At 71.3% G+C, this 20,756-nt stretch carries 18 protein-coding genes and 1 tRNA gene; 5 read left to right on the top strand and 14 right to left on the bottom strand.

Annotated features, from left to right (window positions below; translation table 11 throughout):
• Positions 1-15 precede the first annotated feature (15 nt).
• The 7 genes from QUG93_RS10365 to QUG93_RS10335 all read right to left on the bottom strand — a co-directional run bounded on the left by QUG93_RS10365 (position 16) and on the right by QUG93_RS10335 (position 7,289).
• Entirely contained in the window at positions 16-975 is a 960-nt protein-coding gene (locus QUG93_RS10365; RefSeq protein WP_289473823.1) for a helix-turn-helix transcriptional regulator, read from the bottom strand.
• Positions 976-1,227: 252 nt separating this feature from the next.
• Positions 1,228-2,274: an NAD(P)-dependent alcohol dehydrogenase gene (locus QUG93_RS10360; protein ID WP_289473822.1), complete on the bottom strand. Its 1,047-nt coding sequence runs from the start codon at positions 2,272-2,274 to the stop codon at positions 1,228-1,230.
• A gap of 296 nt (positions 2,275-2,570) precedes the next feature.
• Positions 2,571-3,632 (bottom strand): glycerate kinase family protein, encoded by a 1,062-nt coding sequence (locus QUG93_RS10355; protein WP_289473821.1) that lies wholly within the window; start codon positions 3,630-3,632, stop codon positions 2,571-2,573.
• Between the two features lie 28 nt (positions 3,633-3,660).
• Positions 3,661-4,761, bottom strand: a complete 1,101-nt coding sequence (locus QUG93_RS10350; protein WP_289473820.1) for an FAD-dependent oxidoreductase — start codon at positions 4,759-4,761, stop codon at positions 3,661-3,663.
• A 24-nt stretch (positions 4,762-4,785) separates the two neighbouring features.
• Positions 4,786-5,907: an AI-2E family transporter gene (locus tag QUG93_RS10345; RefSeq protein ID WP_289473819.1), complete on the bottom strand. Its 1,122-nt coding sequence runs from the start codon at positions 5,905-5,907 to the stop codon at positions 4,786-4,788.
• A gap of 117 nt (positions 5,908-6,024) precedes the next feature.
• Positions 6,025-7,077, bottom strand: coding sequence for a BLUF domain-containing protein (locus tag QUG93_RS10340; protein WP_289473818.1), 1,053 nt, complete (start codon positions 7,075-7,077; stop codon positions 6,025-6,027).
• Positions 7,078-7,218: 141 nt separating this feature from the next.
• A tRNA-Gly gene (locus QUG93_RS10335) sits at positions 7,219-7,289 on the bottom strand.
• 205 nt (positions 7,290-7,494) lie between these two features.
• Here QUG93_RS10335 and QUG93_RS10330 point away from each other — a divergent pair.
• Positions 7,495-8,574, top strand: a complete 1,080-nt coding sequence (locus QUG93_RS10330) for a DUF6177 family protein (RefSeq protein WP_289473817.1) — start codon at positions 7,495-7,497, stop codon at positions 8,572-8,574.
• A 1-nt stretch (position 8,575) separates the two neighbouring features.
• Positions 8,576-8,911 carry a hypothetical protein gene (locus QUG93_RS10325; protein WP_289473816.1) on the top strand — a complete coding sequence of 112 codons (336 nt, stop codon included), beginning with the start codon at positions 8,576-8,578 and terminating at the stop codon, positions 8,909-8,911.
• A 57-nt stretch (positions 8,912-8,968) separates the two neighbouring features.
• On the opposite strand, the gene QUG93_RS10320 is transcribed toward QUG93_RS10325, so the two are convergent.
• On the bottom strand, positions 8,969-11,014 hold the full coding sequence (locus tag QUG93_RS10320) for a bifunctional copper resistance protein CopD/cytochrome c oxidase assembly protein (RefSeq protein ID WP_289473815.1): 2,046 nt from the start codon (positions 11,012-11,014) through the stop codon (positions 8,969-8,971).
• Between the two features lie 73 nt (positions 11,015-11,087).
• Positions 11,088-12,179, bottom strand: coding sequence for a GNAT family N-acetyltransferase (locus QUG93_RS10315; RefSeq protein ID WP_289473814.1), 1,092 nt, complete (start codon positions 12,177-12,179; stop codon positions 11,088-11,090).
• 102 nt (positions 12,180-12,281) lie between these two features.
• On the opposite strand from QUG93_RS10315, the gene dcd reads away from it, so the two are divergent.
• The 3 genes from dcd to QUG93_RS10300 all read left to right on the top strand — a co-directional run bounded on the left by dcd (position 12,282) and on the right by QUG93_RS10300 (position 13,805).
• Positions 12,282-12,869, top strand: coding sequence for a dCTP deaminase (gene dcd, locus QUG93_RS10310; protein ID WP_289473813.1), 588 nt, complete (start codon positions 12,282-12,284; stop codon positions 12,867-12,869).
• A gap of 91 nt (positions 12,870-12,960) precedes the next feature.
• Positions 12,961-13,479 (top strand): XRE family transcriptional regulator, encoded by a 519-nt coding sequence (locus QUG93_RS10305; protein WP_289473812.1) that lies wholly within the window; start codon positions 12,961-12,963, stop codon positions 13,477-13,479.
• Positions 13,476-13,805 (top strand): HepT-like ribonuclease domain-containing protein, encoded by a 330-nt coding sequence (locus QUG93_RS10300; RefSeq protein ID WP_289473811.1) that lies wholly within the window; start codon positions 13,476-13,478, stop codon positions 13,803-13,805. The genes QUG93_RS10305 and QUG93_RS10300 overlap by 4 nt, the downstream gene beginning before the upstream one ends.
• A 166-nt stretch (positions 13,806-13,971) precedes the next feature.
• Here QUG93_RS10300 and QUG93_RS10295 read toward each other — a convergent pair whose 3' ends face one another.
• The 5 genes from QUG93_RS10295 to QUG93_RS10275 all read right to left on the bottom strand — a co-directional run bounded on the left by QUG93_RS10295 (position 13,972) and on the right by QUG93_RS10275 (position 20,756).
• Positions 13,972-15,087 carry a substrate-binding domain-containing protein gene (locus tag QUG93_RS10295; RefSeq protein ID WP_289473810.1) on the bottom strand — a complete coding sequence of 372 codons (1,116 nt, stop codon included), beginning with the start codon at positions 15,085-15,087 and terminating at the stop codon, positions 13,972-13,974.
• A gap of 85 nt (positions 15,088-15,172) precedes the next feature.
• The gene (mmsB, locus tag QUG93_RS10290; protein ID WP_289473809.1) at positions 15,173-16,465 is read right to left on the bottom strand and encodes a multiple monosaccharide ABC transporter permease; all 1,293 of its coding nucleotides are present in this window, start codon (positions 16,463-16,465) and stop codon (positions 15,173-15,175) included.
• Entirely contained in the window at positions 16,462-17,985 is a 1,524-nt protein-coding gene (gene mmsA, locus QUG93_RS10285) for a multiple monosaccharide ABC transporter ATP-binding protein (RefSeq protein ID WP_289473891.1), read from the bottom strand. Before mmsA ends, mmsB begins: the two co-directional genes overlap by 4 nt.
• Positions 17,986-18,539: 554 nt before the next feature.
• Positions 18,540-19,559 (bottom strand): LacI family DNA-binding transcriptional regulator, encoded by a 1,020-nt coding sequence (locus QUG93_RS10280; RefSeq protein ID WP_289473808.1) that lies wholly within the window; start codon positions 19,557-19,559, stop codon positions 18,540-18,542.
• A 135-nt stretch (positions 19,560-19,694) separates the two neighbouring features.
• A complete protein-coding gene (locus tag QUG93_RS10275) occupies positions 19,695-20,756 on the bottom strand; it encodes a magnesium and cobalt transport protein CorA (protein ID WP_289473807.1) in 1,062 nt (353 codons plus the stop codon).

The following is a 20,756-nucleotide window of genomic DNA, read 5'->3' as shown; positions in this document are numbered from 1 at the left end:
CGCGGACGTCCGACGTCAGCGCCGCAGCGTCTGCTTGGGGTACTCGCCGAACCGACGCAGGTACTCGCCCGAGAACCGGCCCATGTGCGTGAAGCCCCAGCGGGCGGCGACCTCGGCCACGGACACCGACCCGGGCTCGGCCCGGAGCAGGTCGGCGTGCGCGCGGCGCAGCCGGACCTCGCGCAGGTACTGCATCGGGGTCCGGTCGAGCGTCCGCTGGAACGACTCCTGCAGGCCTCGGACGCTCAGGTCGGCGGCCTCGGCGACGTCGGACACCGTCAGGGGTTCGTGAGCGCGCTCGTGGATGGTGTCCACCGCGGCGCGGATGCGCGCACTGCGGTGCTCACCCCAGCCGGTCGGCGCGGGCTCGCCGTGGAAGCGGTACAGCTCGAGCAGCGATCGCACGACGTCGCGCTGTGACTCGTGCCACGCGAGCGAACCGGCGCCCTCGTCGCGCAGTGCTCGGACGGCCGACGCGACCGAGGCGCGCCACCGCTCCACGGCGGCCGCGGTCGGCGGGGTGAAGCGGTCGAACGACAGCGTGCCGTCGACCAGGTGCCGTTCCGCCGCGACGTCGAGCACGAGCTCGCGGTCGAGGTGCACGAGCCGCTGGTCCCAGTCGCGGTAGTCCATGTCGAAGCGCTGTTCGATCGGGAACAGCACCGGGACGCCCGGCTGCATGCGGATGGCGTTGCGGCCGGTGTCGACGGTCGCGGTGCCGGAGTCGATCCACTGCACCACGACCTCGCCCTCGACCGCGACGTCACCGCGCAGGGTGCCGTGCATCTGCGACCGGCGGACGCTCATCCGCTCGTCGCCGACGGCGACGTAGCGGTACCAGTAGTCGTCGTCGACGTGTGCGGAGTGCCAGGTCTTGCCGGCGTACATGCCGGCGAGGTCCGCGATCGCTCCGTCGGTGTCGTTACCGGACACCGAAACCAGGGAGCGGAGTCCCTCGTTCGTCGTGTTGTCCATCGATCAAGCCTCTCGCGTTCTGCGGACGAAGCGGGCGCGTCGCGTGACGCGGACTGGGCGCTCGCGTTCTGCGGACAGCGCGGGTGTGCACCGCCCGGGACGACGGACGGGAGGCGCGGTGCCAGCCGGCACCGCGCCTCCCGTCCGTCACCTGGTCGCGACCACCTCACGTGACCGCACCCGGGTACCGGTCACGTCGGGACGCGCGCCGTCGCCGTCAGGCGGAGGCGGCCGCAGGGACCACGGACGCCGTCAGGCGAAGGTGGCCGCGTCGATCACGAAGCGGTACCGGACGTCCGACGACAGCACGCGCTCGTAGGCTTCGTTGATGCGGTCGGCGCTGATCAGCTCGGTCTCCGGCAGGATGCCGTGCTCGGCGCAGAAGTCGAGCATCTCCTGGGTCTCGGCGATGCCACCGATCGCCGAACCGGCCCAGCTGAGGCGACGCGGGATGAGCGCGAAGGCGGGCACCTCGAGCGGCTCCGACGGGGCGCCGACGTTGACCAGCGTGCCGTCGACCTTGAGCAGGCCGAGGTACGACGCCATCGGGATCTTCGCGGAGACGGTGTTGATGACGAGCTCGAACGAGCCCGCGAGCTCCTCGAACGTCGCCGGGTCCTTCGTCGCGAAGTGGGCCTTCGCGCCGTAGCGGAGCGAGTCCTCCTGCTTCGAGGTCGTCTGCGACAGGACGGTCACCTCGGCGCCCAGCGCGACGGCGATCTTCACGGCCATGTGGCCGAGGCCGCCCATGCCGACGACGGCGACCTTCGACCCGGGACCGACCTTCCAGTGGTGCAGCGGCGAGTAGGTCGTGATGCCGGCGCAGAGCAGCGGCGCCACCTTCTCGATGTCGAGCGACTCGGGCACGCGGAGCACGAAGTCCTCGTTGACGACGACGGCCTCGGAGTACCCGCCCTGGGTGATCGAGCCGTCGGCCGGGTCGACGCCCGCGTAGGTCTGGATGTTGCCCTTGAGGCAGTACTGCTCCTGGCCGGCGAGGCACTGCTCGCACTCGCCGCAGGAGTTCACCATGCAGCCGACGCCGACGCGGTCGCCGACCTGGTGCTTGGTGACGTCGGAGCCGACGGCCGAGACGTGCCCGACGATCTCGTGGCCGACGACCTGCGGGTACTGGATCGGGCCCCACTCGCCGCGGACGGTGTGGATGTCGGAGTGGCAGATGCCGGCGTAGGCGATGTCGATCTCGACGTCGTTCGGGCCGAGGTCACGACGGGTGATGGTGGTCTTGACGAGCGGCTCGGTGGCCGACGGTGCCGCGTACGCGTTGACGGTGCGCATTGGTCTCCTCGTGGGGGTGGTGCTTCGCGGGCCGGGTGCGACCCACGACCCAGTCTGATCCCGCGATCCCGGGGCAGGGAGGTTGCGTTGGGGTCCCCCTCGTGTCCCGGGGCGGGCGTGGCGCGAGGCGTACCGGGCGGATGCGGGCGTACCGGGCGGAATCGGGCGTACCGGGCGGAATCGGGCGTACCTGTGCTTCCGAACGACCGAGTACGCCCGTTCCGACCAGGTATCGCGGTCGTCATGGGAAGGACCGGGCACACCCCACCCCGGGCCCGCGGCCGCTGGTCGGGGGATCAGCCGACGAGCCGCGCCAACCGCTGCCCGGCGATCCTCGCGAACCGCAGCGGATCGCGCAGCGCGTCGTCCGGCTCGCCGGTCGTCTGCGTCGCGAGCACCACGAGCGACGCCGCCGCGTCGTAGTCGTCGAGCGGAGCCTCGACCTCGCCGGCGACGAGCAGGACCCGCGCGCCGGGAGCGTGCTCGGCGGCGAGCGCCCGCACGACCGACGGCACCTTGCCCGCTGCGCTCTGCTCGTCGAAGCGCCCCTCGCCGGTCACGACGACGTCGGCGCCGTCGAGCAGCGCGGGCAGCCCGAGCACGTCGGCGACAGCGCGCGCACCCGACGCGACCGTGGCACCCCAGGCGATCAGGCCGAACCCGACACCACCCGCGGCACCCGCACCGGGCGTCGCCGGGTCGACCTCGGGGAAGCGCCCCGCCCAGTCGGCCAGCCGTGCCTCGAGCGCCGGAGCGGACTCCGGCGTGACGCCCTTCTGCGGCCCGAACACCGCGACCGCGCCGGCGGGTCCGAGCAGCGGCGAGGTCACGTCGCTCAGCACGACGACCCCGCCCGCCGGCAGGGCACGCAGGGCCGAACGGTCGAGGCCGCCGTCCGCGGCAACGACCAGTCCGAGCGCCTCGAGCACCGGCCGCCCACCGTCCGTCGAGGCGCTGCCCCCGATGCCGAGCACGAGCCCGGTCGCCCCGGCGTCGAGTGCCGCCGCGATCGCCTCGCCGAACCCGCGGCTCGTCGCCGTCTCCGGCTGCAGCGCACCGGCGAGCAGCGGCAACCCGCTCGTCGCCGCGAGCTCCACCACCGCGCGGCCGTCCGGCAGCCGCAGCCAGTGGGTGTCGACGGGCGTGCCGGCCGGACCCGTCACCGTCACGGAGACCCGCTCCGCACCGGGGAACGCGGCCGCGAAGGCCGCGATCGTCCCCTCGCCGCCGTCGGCCATCGGGACGGTCGTGACGACGTCGTCCGGCCGCTCGGCGACCCATCCGGAACGGACGGCGTCGGCGGTGTCGGCCGCGGTGGCGGTGCCCTTCAGGGAGTCGGGAGCGATGACGATGCGCACCCGGTCACCGTAGCGGGACCGGACGCGGTCAGAGGGCGAAGCGCGGGTGCGGGGCGCCACCGGTCGCCAGGTCCGCGACGAGCTCGCCGAGCAGCGGTGCGAACTTGAAGCCGTGTCCGGAGAACCCGGTCGCGACGGTGATCGGACCCCGGCGGTCGATGACGAAGTCCTCGTCCGGGGTGGTGTCGTACAGGCAGCTGATGAACGTGGGGCGGGTGGCGTCGACGCCGGGCACGTACCGGGCGACGTACGCCTGCAGGCGCTCGGCCTCGGCCGCGACCGGCCGCTTGTCGCGCGCGTCCGGGTCGACGACCGGTCCGGTGCCGTGGAACCCGACCTTCACGCCCTCACCCGGTGTCAGGAGTCCGTACACGTCGTCGCCGTCGGCCCAGTGCACGAAGGACGGCCACGCCTGGTCCGGCAGGTGGCTGGGGAAGTGGGCGGGCTGCTCCTGCGTGACGCGGACGGCCGGGAGGCGCACCCCGCGTCCCGCGAGCACCGCACCCACCAGCGTGGGCGCCCAGGACCCGACGGCCGCCACCACGCTCCGGGTGCGGACCGCCGTGCCGTCGCCGAACGACACGGTCACGTCGTCGCCGTGGTCCTCGATCGCCGTGACCGGGGTGTCGAAGCGGAGGTCGGCGAGCCCGCTGCCGTCGGCGAGGGTCAGGAACACCTCGATCGCCTCGGCCGACCGGATGCGGCCGGCGCTCGCGTGGGTCAGGACGTGGCCCTCGAAGGCGATGCCCGGCCACCGGGCCGACGCCTGGTCGGTGGTGAGCGTCTCGTGGGGGATGTCCGCGTCGGACAGCGCGGCGGCGATCGCGTCGACGACCTCGGGACGCCCGTGGTCCACCGCACCGGTCCGGTCGAGGAGCGTGGTGCCGGACGCCGTCTCGAGCGCGTCCCAGAGCGCCAGCGCCCGCGAGGTCAGCGCGACGTACTCCGGGTCGGTGTAGCCCTGGCGGAAGATGCGGGTGGCGCCGTGCGACGAGCCCTCGTGGTGACCGCGCCCGTGCTGCTCGACGAGCAGGACGCGCTCGCCGCGGGCGGTCAGGGCGTGTGCCGTCGCCGCACCGACGGCCCCGCCGCCGATGACCACGTGCCCGTCGAACCGGATGCTCTCCACCACGGCAGCGTAGTGCGCGGCGGGTCAGCCGACGGGGACGGTCTCCCGCCGCTTCTGCCGCCAGGCCACGGCCGGCTCGTCCTCGCCGTCCCAGACCTGCACGACGCCCCAGGCCGCGGCGATCAGGGGCACCGCGAGCAGCGCACCGGTGACGCCCCCGAGCACCGTGCCCGCGGTGAGCCCGACCAGGATGACGAGACCGTGCAGCCGGAGGGTCTTGCCCATGAGCACGGGCTGCAGGAAGTTGCCCTCGACCTGGTTGACGAGCACGACGATCGCCACGACCACGACCGCCTGCACCGGACCGAGCGAGACGAGCGTCACGAGGGCCGCCAGGGTGCCGGCGATCGGCGCGCCGATCATCGGGATGAAGGAGGTGACGAACGCGACGACCGCCAGCGGGATCGTGAGCGGGACGCCGAGGACCGCGAGCCCGGTGCCGATCGCGACGGCGTCGAAGGCGGCGACGGCGGCGGTGCCGCGGACGTACCCCCCGAGCGTGGTGACGACGCGGTTGCCGACACGGCGCGCCCGCTCGTACTGTGCACCGACGAACGGGCGGAGCAGGAACTCCCACAGCGCCGGCCCGTCCTTGAGGAAGAAGAACAGGACGACCGCCATCAGGACGGCCCCGGTGACGAAGTTCGTGACCGCCGAGATGCCGGCGATCGCACCCGCGCCGAACCGTGCGCTCGTGACGAAGTCCACGACACCGTCCACGGCGTCCTCGATCTGGCCGTCCGTGACGCGGATCGGCAGCTCGTGCAACAGGTCCTGCACCTGCTGCAGACCGTCCACCGCCGAGTCCTGGAGCGCGGACCACTGTCCGACGACGGCGGCGACGAGGAGCCAGCCGATGCCGGCGAGCACGGCCAGGACCGCGACGAACGCCGCCGCCGTCGCGAGGGCGGACGGGACGCCGTGCCGGCGGAGCCAGCCGACGAGCGGGTGCAGCGCCGACGCGACGATCAGGGCGATGAGCACCGGGATGGTGACGAGGCTCAGCGTCGTGGCGGCCGTGACGATCCCGCCGAGCACCACCACCACGAGCACGGTCTGCAGGCAGCGTGTCGCGAGCCGTCCGTAGGGGTCGGTCCAGGCACTCGTCCGGGGCGTGACGGGGGTGGGCGATCGGCGGAGGTGCATGGCGGGGTCTCCCGGGTCGTGCGGACGGGGTGTGGCACCGTCGGCACGCCGTCGACCGTACCGGCCGTGGTCCGGGTGGGGTTCCCGCGCGCCCGCCGACGCTCCCGCCCGGAGCCCCTAGCGCGTCCCCGCGACCGGGATGTCCCAGTAGGTCGGCTGCTCGTACTGCTCCGACCACCCGCGCCGCATCCGCGTGGCGGCCCGGTCGAAGGCGTCCACCACGTCGGTGTCACCCGTCAGGAGCGACTGCAGGCGGAGCCCGTCGTAGAGCGCGAGCAGTTGCTGCGAGCCGCGGACCGGGTCCATCGTCGCCGGTTCCCGTCCGGCCCGGACGTCCGCGGCGAGCGACGCGCGGACGACCTCGCGGAACTCCAGGTACGCCGACCGGTAGTAGTCCGCGCCGTCGGCCGAGGGGTCGGTCGCCACGACCAGGCTCGAGGCGATCAGCCGCATCAGGGCGGGTTCCTCGGCGTGCGCGACGAGCAGGGCGTGGAGGTACGCCACGGTGCCCTTCTCGGCGGCGAGGGGCTGGAGCGGGGCGGAGACGGCACGGGTCCAGCGCATGACGGTGGCCGCGAGGAGCGCGTGCTGGCTCGGGAAGAGCTCGGTGACCTGGGCGACGGTCATGCCGCTGCGCTCGGCGACCGCCGGGACGGAGAAGCCCGAGACCCCACCGTCGTGGATCGTGGCGATCGCCCCGTTGATCGCGCGGGTCTTCGGGGCCTCGGCGTCGATCGTCTGCTGCGACGTCAGCGGCGCCAACGGGTGCTTGCGGAACCACTCGAGCAGTCCCTTCGCCCGTGACGCGCCGAAGGCTGGGTCGGCGGGGCGTCCGGAGGTGAAGAGGTCGCTGAAGCCGGGGACCTGCTGCACGAGCGGGTCGAGCGACTGGAAGGCCATCGACCAGTCGGGGAAGGACCGCTCGGCGACGTCCTCGTCGAGCAGGACCCGGACGTTGGTGTGCCGCGGGTCGGCACGGACCTGCGCGAACCGCTCGTGGACGACGGCGTCCTCGCCCTCGAGGATCCCGATGCAGTTGTCGCCCTTGTGCGCCAGCATGCCGGTCACGCCGAGACGGGTGTTCTTCTCGCGCCCGACGGCGAGGATCTGCGCGAGCTCCGAGTCCGTGATCGGTCGGGTCTGCGTGCTGGTGTAGACGAGCGATCGCATGCTCGTGCCTCCTTGTTCCGAGGGAGCGTCGTGCTCCCGGACGAGTCAAGGCCGTCCGGAGGCACGCGACAACCCCGCGTTCGGGAACCGGCTGGGAGGAGCCAGCGCGTCACCGCGGTCGACGGTGGGAGGAGGAAGGAGAGCGAGTGACGGGAATCGAACCCGCGCTATCAGCTTGGGAAGCTGAAGTTCTACCATTGAACTACACTCGCGCATCCCGACCAGCGGGACGCAGCAAGCCTAGCGGATTCTCCGCTGGATGCCAGCCGTGTGCGTGCCGCACGGTCCGTGGCGGCCGCGTGCCGTGCCTCCCGGCCGGTGTCCGTGTCTGTCCTGTGAGGTCCCCTGGCTGACGGACAGGTGTTGCGCCCGTGTGTACCGTCCAACGGGTTCGACGCCCTACCAGGAGGAGGACCGATGGTCAGGCATCCCCTCATCGACGACGTGGTCGGCACCGCCATCGTGGTCCGGTCCGCCTCGCCGGTCGTGTGGCTGACGGACTCGCTCGCCTCGCTCCTGCGCCGCGCGTCGGAGTCCGGCCGGACGGTCGTGCTCCGCACCGGCCGGGAGGCATCGCTCACCCCCGCCCTCCGGCACGCGTTGGGTGCGCACCAGGCCGCATGGGCGGTCGACGACCAGGACGGATCGCTGCGGGACGGCCGGACCGGCGTCTCCGCCGCCGGCATCGAGGACTTCGTCGCCCAGGGCCCCGAGCTCGTCGGTCCGCCGTCGCCCGCGCACCCGGTGTCCGCGGACTCGGTCCGGCAGATCAGCATCGACCTGACACTCCGCCACCACGCCGACCGTGCGGTGGACGTGGGAGCGGCGATCGAGGCGCTCTGCGACACGGTCGGCACCTGCCCGACGCACTGGGGCACGAGCGAGCCGCTGACCGTGCCGTGGGACCGCTGGGTCGTGACGCAGTACGCCAAGCACGAGGCACCGGACGTGTCGACCTCCTACGCGGTCGGCGACGGCTTCTCGGCGACGATGACCGCGCACCTGCTCGACGGCGTCGTCGTGGAGACGATGTCGGCCGTGCTGACCATCCCCGAGGACGGCGCCGACCCGGAGCTCGCGTCGAAGCTCCTGGACGCCGTGCAGCGCGTGGCGGACGAGGTCGAACCGGTGTTCGGCGTGGTCATGCAGCGGCGCGGCGACGCGGACCACCTGGTCCGTGCGGTCACGCACGGCGAGCCGTCGCCACTCGCCGTCGTGGTCGGTCCGGAGGCCGCCGGGTTCCTGGACCGGACGGGGGAGTGGCCGCCGCAGCGCACCACCACGTCCGTGTTCGGCGGGGGCGGTCTGGTCGTCCGGTTCGACGACGGGTGGGAGGCGCTCGAGGCGTTCCTCGACCGCATCGACGAGGACCGTTTCCTGCAGCTCGTCGGCGGCGCGCCGCTCGACCCCGCGCACGACGAGGGCGCCCTCGACGGGCACGACCGTGGCGAGCGTGCCCGTTCCGGACAGCGGACGGGCGGTCAGGGTGCCGCGTGACGTGACGCTCCTCTGCCGCGGACCGGTGGAGCCGCGCGACGTCGCCGAGGCGCTGCTGCTGCACGACGACGCCTGGGGTGTCCGCGCGCTCGACGACGGTCCGGTGCTGCAGGTGTGCCGCGACGCGGTGCGCCCGGTGATCACGGTCCTCGGCGTGCGGCGGGTGGACTCGTCCGACGAGGTCCGACGGCTGCTGCCCGACGCCCCGACGCTCGAGACGCCGCTCTGGTGGGTGGACACGGTGACGCCGCTCGGGCCGGAGGGCGAGCCCGGGGTGACCGCGGCGCTCGAGGCGTCGATGGAGCTCGACGCGGTCTGCATCGTGCACGGGGACTGAGCAGGCTCACACGCGGACGGGCGGTCGCCGCGGGGCTCGGCTGATGCCGGTCCGGTGTCAGTCGCGCTTGCTCATGGCGGCCAGCCGCTCGTTGTAGGCCTTGAGGTCGGCGTCCCCGTCGCGGTCCGCCTTGCGGTCGAGGCGCTTCGCGTCGCGCTTGTCCGAGCGCACCCAGTTGCGGACGACGAGCAGCGCGACGAACACCATCGGCAGCTCGGACGCGCCCCAGGCGATGCCGCCGCCGGTGTGCTGGTCGTCGAGCAGCGCACGGTCGTCCGTCTGCCCCAGTGCGTGGAACCAGTCGATGGCGAAGACCGACTGCGAGGTCATCACCGCGACGCCGAAGAAGGCGTGGAAGGCCAGGGTGGCGAGCAGCGCGATGATGAGGATCGGGTACTGCGGGCGCTTGGGGCCCGGGTCGACCCCGACGAACACCCAGAAGAACAGGTACCCGCTGAACACGAAGTGCACGACCATCGCGACGTGCCACTCGTGCGACTGCATGGCGTACTGGAACGCCGGCGTGAAGTAGAACACCACGAGGGACCCGGCGAAGATGACGCCGGCGACGGCGGGCTTCGCGAGGAACTGCATCCACCGCGAGTGCGTGAAGAGCATGAGCCACTCGCGGGCGCCACGGGAGCCGTCGTTCCGGACGGGCAGCGTGCGGAGCGCGAGCAGCACCGGGCCGCCGAGCACGAGCGGCAGCGGCACGAACATCATGAGCAGCATGTGCTGGAGCATGTGCGACGAGAAGTGCACCATGCCGTAGACCGCGGGTCCGGCCGAGGTCGTCCAGATGAACAGTGCACAGCCGAGCAGCCAGGCGATGGTCCGGCCGACGGGCCAGGTGTCGCCGCGCTGCTTGAGCTTGCGCACCGACAGCAGGTACCAGCCGGCACCGACGACCGCGGCGGCCAGGTAGACCCAGTCGATGTGCCACTGCGTCAGGTAGGTCTGCACGGTCTGCGTCGGCGGGTACGGGTAGCCGAGCAGCCCGGAGCGGGTGTCCTGCCCGGTCTCGGGCGTCTGCGGGATCGGCGGCTGCGAGCGGGACACCGCGACCGAGACGCCGATGGCCACGGCCATGAAGACGATCTCGGCCAGGGCGAACCGGACGAAGAGCTTCCGGTCGAGCGGTGCGCGGAGGAGCCCGGGCACGAGCTTCCGACGCTGGGCGACGCCCGCGAGCCCGAGCAGCACGAGGATGACGGCCTTGACGGTGATCAGCCAGCCGTACGTGGTGGTGACGAGGTCGGCCGGTCCGGTCAGGCGCAGCGAGGCGTTGACGATGCCGGAGAACGCGACCGCGGCGAAGGCCCACCCGGCGAGCGTCGAGTACCGGGCGACGACCCGGCCGGTCGCGCCCTTGGTCCGGGTGCGGAGGAGCAGCACGGCCACCAGCCCGCCGGCCCAGACGCACACGGCGACCAGGTGCACGGCGAGCGAGTTCACCGCGTTCGCGTGCTCGAGGGCGCCGGCAGCGTGGCCGGACAGCGCGAGGGGCAGGAGTGCGAACAGTCCGGCGACGGTGGCGACCGCGAGCGTGGTCACACGGGTGGCGAACGCGGCGACGAGCGTGGCGACCAGGATCGCCGCGGCGGAGACGACGAGCGCCTGGCCGATCTCGACCTGGAACGCGAAGAGCAGGAAGTTGCGGGCGAACACCGGGCTGGTGAGCGGGACCCCGAGCGTGTTCGCGCCCGTGAGCACGATGCCGACGACGGCGGCCAGGAACCAGACGGACCCCGCTGCGGCAGCCCAGCGCGCGGCCCGGTGCTGGACGCTCGACATCGTGCCGTGGTCCTGCTTCTTCGCCGGCAGCGCGAACGCCGCGACGATGAGCAGACCGATCGTGAGCGCGGCCGTGGTGTCGTGCACGACGCGGGCGACCGGCAGGCCGTACTCGACCAGGTCGCCGGCGGACACGAGCTGCTGCGACGCCGTGAAGGCTCCGGTCACGGTCATGCCGAGCACGGCGCACGCGACGGCGAGCGGGATCGCGATGACCAGGACCGTCGCGACGGTGGTGGAGCGCGCGGAGGTGGGGGCGGGGTCGGGTGCCGTGTCCCCGGGCTGCGTGGCGGCTGACGTGACGGTCATGACCGTCCAATGGTAGGTCCGCCGCCTGACACCCCGATCCCAGTCCGGGCGGGGCAGGACCGACCCGACGACGTCAGTCGCGGTGCTCCCAGATCCCCTCGCTGCCGACCCCGACGAACCCGACCGCCTCGTTGACGTCGAGCATCGGTCGGTTCTCCTCGGCGTTGAAGGTCACGATCGACGGCCGCCCGGGGAAGTCCCGTTCGACGGTCTCGATCCCGACCACCTTGAGCAGCCACCCGAGCCGGTGCCCGCGGTGCTCGCGGAGCACGAGCGTGTCCCACTGCATCACTGCTCGTGCCGGGTCGGTGGGCACCTTCAGCTGACTGAAACCGGCCAGCGTGGTGCTCTCGACGTGCTCCACGGCGATCGTCAGCATCGTGTGCGGTCCCGTGACGAGCTGCGCCTCGGACTCGCGGACGCGATCTGCGGTCCAGACGTCCTCCGGCTCCTGCATGTCGCCCTCGGGGGCGTCGGTGCTCATCCGGGTGTGGAGCAACGCGAGCCCGTCGAGCCAGCGCTCGGGCGTCACACCGGTCCAGGTGTGCACGCGGTACCCGGGTCCGGCCGCGGTCGCCGCACGCTCGTGGAGCGCGCGCACGATCGAGGCATCGGCGGGGAGTCCGAGCCGGCTGATCCGGTTGACCTGCCCGAACCGCCACCCGCGGCCGGTCAGGAACCGGACCCCGGCCTCGTCCTCGGGCACGGCACCGGAGCCGGTCGGCGCAGGCACGTACCCCGGGCCCTCGCCGGGGCCGACCTGGCGCGAGACGGCGTACGTCTTCCGCTGGGTGCGTCCCTCGGCGCGGGCGACCCCCTCGAGGTGGTCGGCCAACAGGGTCCCGATGCCGCGCCGCTGCCGGTCGGGTCGGACGCCGAGCGACAGCCAGCAGTTCGTCGTGCCCGGTTCGGTCTTCGAGTCGTACGCCCCCGACGCCACGACCGCACCGGCGTCGTCGCGCACGACGAACAGGCGACTCGGTGCGCCGGGCTCGTGGCACATCGGCAGGTACTCGGCGGGCGTCCACGACAGCTCCGGCAGCCCGTGCACGGCGACCTCGGCGGCCTCGGACACCGCGAGCCAGTCGCAGAACGCCCGCACCCGCTCGGGGTCGTCGTCCATCGTCGTCGGCACGACGAGTTCCTCGATGCGGTACGTGGTCACGGTGCCCCCTGCGGTCGGCCGGTCGGACGGCCGTCGTCCGCCGCCCGGCAGGGCAGCCTCGCAGCATATCGGTGGGTGCACCCTGCCGCTAGGCTTCTGCGCGTGCTGCTCTCCGACCGCGACATCACCGCCCAGCTCGCCGATGGCCGGATCGGCCTCGACCCGTACGACCCCTCGCTCGTCCAGCCGTCGAGCATCGACGTCCGGCTCGACAAGTACTTCCGGCTGTTCGACAACCACAAGTACCCGCACATCGACCCGGCAGAGGACCAGCCCGAGCTGACCCGTCTGGTCGAGACCGACCCGGACGAGGCCTTCGTGCTGCACCCGGGGGAGTTCGTCCTCGGCTCGACGTTCGAGGTCGTCACGCTGCCCGACGACATCGCGGCCCGACTCGAGGGCAAGAGCTCGCTCGGCCGCCTCGGTCTGCTCACCCACTCGACGGCCGGCTTCATCGACCCGGGCTTCTCCGGCCACGTCACGCTCGAGCTGTCGAACGTCGCAACGCTGCCGATCAAGCTCTGGCCGGGCATGAAGATCGGGCAGCTCTGCTTCTTCCAGCTGTCGAGCCCGGCGGAGAAGCCGTACGGCTCGGCCGAGTACCAGTCGCGGTACCAGGGCCAGCGGGGCCCGACGCCGTCGCGGTCGGCGCTGAACTTCCACCGGGCGGACGTCTCGCAGCGCGGCTGACCTCGGTTCGGCCCGACGGCGACGACGACGGCCGCGAGAGAGCGATACATCACGACCGGGCGAAATGTCGCATTCTGCGTATCGTGGCTGCATGGCCGAAGCACCCGTCCGTGCACCCCAGCCGGTGGTGGCGTCCGAACTCATCCGCGACGCACGGACGCGCGCCGGGCTGACACAGGTGCAGCTCGCCGAGCGCGCCGGGGTGACCCAGAGCGTCATCAGCACGTACGAGAACGGGCGGCGGGAGCCCTCGCTCGCCGCGCTCCAGCGGCTGCTGCGCGCGGCCGGGTTCGCGGCGACGGTCGACCTGCTGCCGGCGGACGCCCCACCGCCCCTGCACGAGCGGATCATCGTGGCACGGGACGCCCTGGTGCAGGTGGTCCACCGCAACGGCGGCGCGCAGCCTCGCCTCGTGCCGGTCGACCGGCGTGCCGACGACCGTGGGCAGCGCGAGGAGGTGGCACTCCTGGTCGACCTCGAACCGGGCGCCGGCATCTTCACGCTCATGCGGATCCAGGACGAGGCCGAGCAGCTGCTCGGCGCGGACGTCGAGGTGCTGGACGCCGCGAGCGTCGATGCCACGCGACGTCGCACGGCGGTACCGCTGTGACGTCGGGCCTGGGACGGCGGTTCGACGAGGTCGTCCGGGCCTGCGCGGCCATCGAGCGGTACGTCGACGACGCGGCACCCACCGAGGTCGTGCTCGACGCGGTCCGGATGCGGCTCGTCGAGATCGGTGCGGCCGTCGGCACCCTGCCCGAGCACGTCACGGCCGCGGAGCCCGAGATCCCGTGGGCCCGGCTGGCCAGGGTCGGTGACCGCCTGACCGGCGACCGGTGCACCGTCTCGGCACCCGTGCTCGTCTCGACCGCGCGGCGGGACGTCCCGCGCCTGCGTGAAGCGGTCGAGCGGCTCCGCGCCGACCCGGCCGACTGACGGACGGGAGGCACGGGGCGGCGCCGCCACGTGCCTCCCGTCCGACTCCCCGACCCGCACCGAGACGGATGCGTCCCTGCCACCCACCCCGGGGACACCGAGACGGCCCCGTCTCGCCGAGGCGAGACGGGGCCGTCTGTGTGCTGTGGTGCTGCTGCGGAGGGGATCAGCCCTTCTTGGCGAGCTCCTCGAGGGTGTCGTTGCCCTTGTAGGCCTCGACCGCGTTCTCCTTGGTGACCAGGACCGGGGTCAGCTCGACGGCCGGCACGATCTTCTTGCCGTTGTCGTTGTTCTTGTCCTCGGTGGTCTTCGGGGTCTTGCCGTCGGCCAGGTCGGAGACCAGGTCGATCGCGGCCTGCGCCTCGTCGGTGGTGTTCTTGTAGATGGTCGAGTACTGCTCGCCCTGCATGATCAGCGGGATCGAGGCGGTCTCGGAGTCCTGACCGGTGACGACCGGGTTCGGCTTGCCAGCCGCCTTGGTGGCGGTCAGGATCGCGCGGGCCAGGGTGTCGTTCGGCGACAGGACGCCGTCGAGCTCGGTGTTCGTGTACGACTTCGTCAGGATGTCGGTCATGCGCGACTGAGCGTTCTGCGCGAGCCAGCCCTGCGTGTTCGTCTTGGAGAACGAGGTCTGACCGGAGACGACCTTGAGGGTGCCGTCGTCGATCTTCGGCTGGAGCACGTCCATGGCGCCGTTGAAGAAGACCTTCGCGTTGGCGTCGTCGGGCGAGCCGGAGAAGAGCTCGATGTTGTACGGGCCGCTCGACTTCTTGGCCTTGAGTCCGTCGAGCAGGGCCTGACCCTGCAGCTGGCCGACCTTGAAGTTGTTGAACGCGACGTAGTAGTCGACGTTCGTCGTGTTCAGGATGTTGCGGTCCCAGGCGATGACGACGGCGCCGGACTTCTTCGCCGCGGCGACCTGCGTGCCGAGCTGCGAACCGTCGGCGGCACCGATGATGATCGCCTTCGCGCCCTTGGTGATCATCGACTGGATCTGGCCCTGCTGGTCCGGGACCGGGTTGCCGGCGTTCGCGTACTGGATGTCGGCCTTGAAGCCGGCGTCCTCGATGGACTTCTCGAAGGCTTCACCCGCGAGCACCCAGTTCTGCGAGGTCTTGGCGGGGAGCGCGACGCCGATCAGGGCGCCCTTCTCGATCTTGACGTTCGAGGCGCCGCCCGACGCGGAACCGGAGCCGGAGTCGTTGCCGCGGGCCGAGCAGCCGCTGAGGGCCAGGCCCGCGACGAGTGCCAGACCGATGCCGGCGATGAGCTTCTTGCGCATGAGATTGCTTTCTCTTCGTTGAGGAGTGGTGCTGTGGTGGTGAGGGATCGTGCGGGCGGCCACCGGTGCGGCCGCCCGCCACGCGTTACTGGACGTTGACCTTCTCGGGCTGGTCCTCGATGCTCCGCGGCTGCTGCGCGGCCACCGTGTTCTGTTCGGTGTCCTTCCGCTGGAACTGCTTGAGCATGCCGCCGATCAGGGACGGACGGCCCTGCGACTTGGAGTAGACGTCGAAGGCGACGGCGACGAGCAGGACGAGACCGCGGATGATCTGGACGCGGTTGGACTCGAGGCCCACCAGCGAGAGACCGTTGGACAGCAGGGCCATGACGAGACCACCGATGATCGACCCGGAGATCGTGCCGATGCCACCGGCGACCGCGGCGCCACCGACGAACACGGCGGCGATCGCGTCGAGCTCCCAGCCGGTGCCGTCGGCGGGGCCCGAGGCGCCGGAGTAGCCGACGAAGACCATGCCGGCGATCGCGGCCAGGACGGACATGTTCATCATGACGAAGAAGTTGACCTTGCGGGCGCTGACGCCGGAGAGGACCGCGGCGTTCGCGTTGCCACCGACCGCGTAGACCTGGCGGCCGAAGATCGTGTTCTTGGTGAGGAAGCCGTAGACGATGGTCAGGACACCGAGGATGATCGCGACGACCGGGATCGAGGTGCCTGCAGGGCCGGCGGCGAACAGGTACGTCGCGACGAGGGTGACGGCGACCAGGATGCCCGTGCGGACGATCGAGACCCAGAGCGGGACGACCTCGGCCTGCATCTTCTTGCGACGCTGGCGACCGCGGAACTCGAGGAAGACGAGCACCAGGCACGTGACGATGCCGAGGATGAGCGTGCCGTTCGAGAACCCGAAGTCCGGGCCGAAGTCGGGCAGGAAGCCTGAACCGATCTGCGCGTAGTCGTCCGGCACCGGCTGCGAGGTCGAGTTGCCGATGATCTGGTTCGCACCGCGGAAGATGAGCTGGCCGGCCAGGGTCACGATGAAGGCCGGGACCTTCACGAACGCCACCCAGAAGCCCTGCCACGCACCGACGGCCGCGCCGACCGCCAGGCCGAGGATGATCGCGGCCCACGCCGGGAAGTTCCACTGCGCCATCGACTGGGCGACGATGATGCCCGTGAAGGCCGCCACCGAACCGACCGACAGGTCGATGTGCCCCGCGATGATCACCATGACCATCCCCAGCGCCAGGATGAGGATGTAGGAGTACTGCAGGAAGACGTTGATGATGTTCGTCGGCTCGAGGATGAGCCCGTTGGTCAGGATCGAGAACAGGATCAGGATCGCGATCAACGCGATGATCATGCCGTACTGGCCGATGCTGTTGCCCTTGCCGAACAGCAGTTTCAGGTTCTTCATGAGACGAGTGCGCCCTTCTGCGCGGAGGTCATGCTGCGCATGAGCGTTTCGGGATCGGCCTGGCCCGCGGGGACGTCAGCCGTGATCTGGCCCTCGAAGATCGTGTAGATCCGGTCGGAGAGGCCGAGGAGTTCGGGGAGCTCGGAGGAGATGAGGATGATGCCCTTCCCCTGTGCCGCGAGCTGCTGGATGATGCCGTAGATCTCGAACTTCGCGCCCACGTCGATGCCGCGGGTCGGCTCGTCGAGGATCAGCAGGTCCGGGTCGGTGAACATCCACTTCGACAGGACGACCTTCTGCTGGTTCCCGCCGGACAGCTTGCCGACGTTGTCCTCGACCGACGGCACCTTGGTGCGGAGCATCTTCCGGTACTTCTCGGCGACGTCGTACTCCTTGAGGGAGTCGACGACACCGGCCTTCGAGATCTTCGGCAGGTCGGCGGCGACCGTGGAGCGCTTGACCGTGTCGAGCAGGTTGAGGCCGAGCGCCTTGCGGTCCTCGGAGACGTAGCCGAGGCCGTTCGCGATCGCCTGCTGGACGTTCGTGACCTTGATCTCGTGGCCGTCCTTGATGATCTGACCGTCGACGAAGGTGCCGTAGGAGCGACCGAAGATGCTCATGGCGAGCTCGGTGCGACCGGCGCCCATCAGGCCCGCGAAGCCGACGATCTCACCGCGGCGGACGTGGAAGTTCGAGCCCTTGGCGACCAGGCGCGAGGGGTCCTGCGGGTGCTGGACGGTCCAGTTCTTGACCTCGAAGAAGACCTCGCCGATCTTCGGCGTGCGGTCCGGGAAGCGGCTCTCGAGCGAACGACCGACCATCCCGCGGATGATGCGGTCCTCGTTGACGCCGTCGCCCTTCACGTTCAGGGTCTCGATCGCCTTGCCGTCACGGATGATCGTGATCTCGTCGGCGATCTGCTCGATCTCGTTGAGCTTGTGGCTGATGATGATGCTCGCGATGCCCTTGGACTTCAGCCCGACGATCAGGTCGAGCAGGTGCTGCGAGTCGTTCTCGTTCAGCGCGGCGGTCGGCTCGTCGAGGATGAGGAGCTTGACGTCCTTGTGCAGGGCCTTCGCGATCTCGACGAGCTGCTGCTTGCCGACGCCGAGGTTCTTGATCTGCGTGTCCGGGTCCTCGTCGAGGCCCACGCGGGCGAGCAGGTCCTGGGCGCGGAGCTGCGCGCTGGTCCAGTCGATGACGCCGAAGCGGCCGGGCTCGTTGCCGAGGAACAGGTTCTCGGTGATCGACAGCTCGGGGATGAGCGCGAGTTCCTGGTGGATGATGACGATGCCGGCCTGCTCGGACTGCTTGATGTCCTTGAAGCGGACCTCTTCGCCCTCGTAGACGATCTCGCCGCTGTAGGTGCCGTACGGGTAGACGCCCGACAGCACCTTCATGAGCGTGGACTTGCCGGCGCCGTTCTCGCCGCAGATCGCGTGGATCTCGCCGGCGCGGACGCTGAGCGACACGTCCGAGAGCGCCTTGACACCAGGGAACTCCTTGGTGATCGACCGCATCTCGAGGATGGTCTCGGCGCTGGTGACGGACCTGGTGGCCAGGTCCGGTCCCTGTGGGGTTGACGCCACGGTGCATCTCCTTCTGCCGCTGCGGTGCGGCAGTCCTTCGGGTGGTGAGCTGCGGCATCGGGGGCGCAGGAGCACCTGCGTGGACCTCGTTGTCGCGTCCGGTGTCCTGCTGCGGGTCGTTCCCGACCCGGAGTGTGACAGCCATGTGACCGTTCACATCAGCAGAACGGAGGTAATTTACGCACAGCCCCGTTGCGGCTGTCAATTCGGTTTGGTCGCGTTTGTGTAACGGCCCGCGTGATCTGGCGGAACCCGGGCGCGGCCGTCCCCCGAGGTGGGGTGTCGGCGGGCCGGCACGCGGGCACCGGGCTGGTCCGGACGCGGGCACGAGGGCGCGTCGGTGGAGCAGTAACTGTCGGGTCCGGCGGTCGTACCAGACGTCTTCTGCTCCACGGACGCGGCACCGGCGCTCGGCACGGCAGGACGGGCGGACGGGAGGCGCGGGGCGGGCCCGCCCCGCGCCTCCCGTCCGGCCGGTGGTCGCGTCAGCGACGCCGCGGTGCGCCCGTCGACCCGCGCACCACGAGCTGCGGCACGAGGTCGACGGGACGGAGCGCTTGGTCCTCCGACGGCAGGAGCAGCTCCACGCAGCGTCGCCCGAGCTCCGGGAAGTCCACCTGCACGGTGGTCAGCGGCGGCCAGAGGTGCTTCGCCTCGGGGATGTCGTCGTAGCCCACGACCGACAGGTCACCTGGCACGTCGAGCCCGTACGACCGTGCGGCGTGCATCACGCCGAGCGCCATCGCGTCGTTCGAGCAGAAGATCGCGGTGCAGTCCCGGTACCGCAGGAGCTCGCGGCCGGCGTGGTAGCCGAAGTCCGCCGTCCAGTCGCCGAGGATCGGCGGCACGACCGGCATGTCCCGGTCGGACATCTCGCGCAGGAAGCCCTGCATGCGGGCCTCGGCCTCGATCCAGTCCTGCGGCCCGGCGATGTGCCGGACGTACTCGTGCCCGAGGTCGAGCAGGTGGGCGGTGGCGAGCCGGGCGCCCTCCATCTGGTCGATGAAGAGCGTCGTCGGTTCGTCGCCGATGCTCGTGCGGAGCGCCACGTAGGGCGTCCGCATGCCGAGCTCCTCGATCAGGTCGAAGACGCGCTGCTGCGGGGCGATGACGATGATGCCCTCGACGTCCTGGTCGAGCAGGTGCCCGAGCCCGTCCCGCACGGCCTCGTCGGTCGCGGCCGCGATGTTCGACGTCGTCACGGAGTAGCCCCGGGTCACGGCAGCGTCCTCGATCGCCTGCATCGTGGCCGCCGGTCCGTAGTGCGACCGCTGCGCCGTGAGCACGCCGATCGTGTGCGTCCGGCTCGTCACGAGGGCACGAGCGGCGCGGTTCGGCCGGTACTGCAGCTGCTCCATCGCCGCGAGGACGCGGTCCTTGGTCTCGGCGCGGATCGCGTCCGAGTTGTTGAGCACCCGCGACACCGTCTGGTGCGAGACGCCGGCGACCCGCGCGACGTCGCGGATGCTGGGCGAGCGCGGTTGCTGTGTCCGCGGTGACGCCATCGTTGCTCTCTCCCGCCCGGGGCCGTGGCACCTCGATGTGCACGTTCACATTCCGAGCCAGATCATTATGCACGCCCACGGCCTCCGCGCCAGCCGAGCCGGGGCTGGACGTCGGGGCCGCGGTGCTGCGGAGGTCTACAGCCAGTTGCGCTTCCGGAACACCAGCCAGAGGATCCCGGCCAGCGCGAGCATCGCGACGATCGCCACCGGGTAGCCGTACCGCCAGTGGAGTTCGGGCATGTGGTCGAAGTTCATGCCGTACACGCCGGCGATCAGCCCCGGGGCGAACAGGATGGCCGCCCACGACGAGATCTTCTTGACCTCCTCGCCCTGGCGGTGCGCGGCCCGGGCGAGCTGGCGGCTCTCCTCGCCCTGCGCCAGCGACGCGCTCGTCATGCGTCGCATGGCCTCGTTCTGCTCCTGGCTGACCAGCGTGGCGTGCAGCGTGAGCGCGTTCTCGAGCAGCGCCCGGAACGAGTCGACCCGCTCGGTGACGCGCAGCGCGTGGTCGAGCACGTTGCGCAGGCGGTGCTGGACCTCGTCGTCGACGCCGTACTTGTCGGCGCCGCGCAGGAGCCCGCGGACCATCGCCGGCACCGGAGCGGTGGCGCGCTGGAACGCCAGCACCTCGCTGAGCAGCTGGTAGATCCGCTTCGACACGCCGGGGTCGACCTGGCCGGCGAACAGCTGGTCCTCGATCGCGTCGACCTGGTCCTGGATGACCTCGACGACCGGGGCGTAGCCGTCGACGATCTCGTCGAGCACGGCGGCGGTGACGGCCTCCGAGCCCTTCGCCAGGAACTCCGGATCGGCCTCGACCCGGCAGCGCACGGCGGCGAGGTCGGGCTTCGCGGCGTGCCGGACGCTCACCACGAAGCGGGCGCCGACGAACAGGTGGACCTCGCCGAACTCGACCTCGTTCGTGTCGGCGCGGTGCCACGCCGGCCGCAGGACCAGGAACAGTGTGTCGCCGTAGCGCTCGAGCTTCGCCCGCTGGTGTCCCTTGCGAGCGTCCTCGACGGCGTTCTCGTGCAGGCCGAACTCGTCTGCGACGGCCGCGAGCTCGGCGTCGTCGGGCCGCAGCAGGCCGATCCAGGCGAGGTCGCCGCCGAGGTCGCCGCCGAGGCCGGGGGACAGGGTCGTCGGACTGCCGACGCGACGTCCCGCGACGTAGACGGCGTTGTCGATGCGTGCCAT

The organism is Curtobacterium caseinilyticum (assembly GCF_030363035.1).
GTDB classification, from domain to species: domain Bacteria; phylum Actinomycetota; class Actinomycetes; order Actinomycetales; family Microbacteriaceae; genus Curtobacterium; species Curtobacterium caseinilyticum.
This window is presented reverse-complemented; position numbering and strand designations above follow the sequence as displayed.

Bases quoted from the DNA above. Each gene is read 5' to 3' on its own strand.
- QUG93_RS10365 (WP_289473823.1), bottom strand. From the start codon at position 975: ATGGACAACACGACGAACGAGGGACTCCGCTCCCTGGTTTCGGTGTCC.
- QUG93_RS10360 (WP_289473822.1), bottom strand. From the start codon at position 2,274: ATGCGCACCGTCAACGCGTACGCGGCACCGTCGGCCACCGAGCCGCTC.
- QUG93_RS10345 (WP_289473819.1), bottom strand. From the start codon at position 5,907: ATGCACCTCCGCCGATCGCCCACCCCCGTCACGCCCCGGACGAGTGCC.
- QUG93_RS10340 (WP_289473818.1), bottom strand. From the start codon at position 7,077: ATGCGATCGCTCGTCTACACCAGCACGCAGACCCGACCGATCACGGAC.
- QUG93_RS10330 (WP_289473817.1), top strand. From the start codon at position 7,495: ATGGTCAGGCATCCCCTCATCGACGACGTGGTCGGCACCGCCATCGTG.
- QUG93_RS10320 (WP_289473815.1), bottom strand. From the start codon at position 11,014: ATGACCGTCACGTCAGCCGCCACGCAGCCCGGGGACACGGCACCCGAC.
- QUG93_RS10305 (WP_289473812.1), top strand. From the start codon at position 12,961: ATGGCCGAAGCACCCGTCCGTGCACCCCAGCCGGTGGTGGCGTCCGAA.
- QUG93_RS10295 (WP_289473810.1), bottom strand. From the start codon at position 15,087: ATGCGCAAGAAGCTCATCGCCGGCATCGGTCTGGCACTCGTCGCGGGC.
- mmsB (WP_289473809.1), bottom strand. From the start codon at position 16,465: ATGAAGAACCTGAAACTGCTGTTCGGCAAGGGCAACAGCATCGGCCAG.
- mmsA (WP_289473891.1), bottom strand. From the start codon at position 17,985: ATGCGGTCGATCACCAAGGAGTTCCCTGGTGTCAAGGCGCTCTCGGAC.
- QUG93_RS10280 (WP_289473808.1), bottom strand. From the start codon at position 19,559: ATGGCGTCACCGCGGACACAGCAACCGCGCTCGCCCAGCATCCGCGAC.
- QUG93_RS10275 (WP_289473807.1), bottom strand. From the start codon at position 20,756: ATGGCACGCATCGACAACGCCGTCTACGTCGCGGGACGTCGCGTCGGC.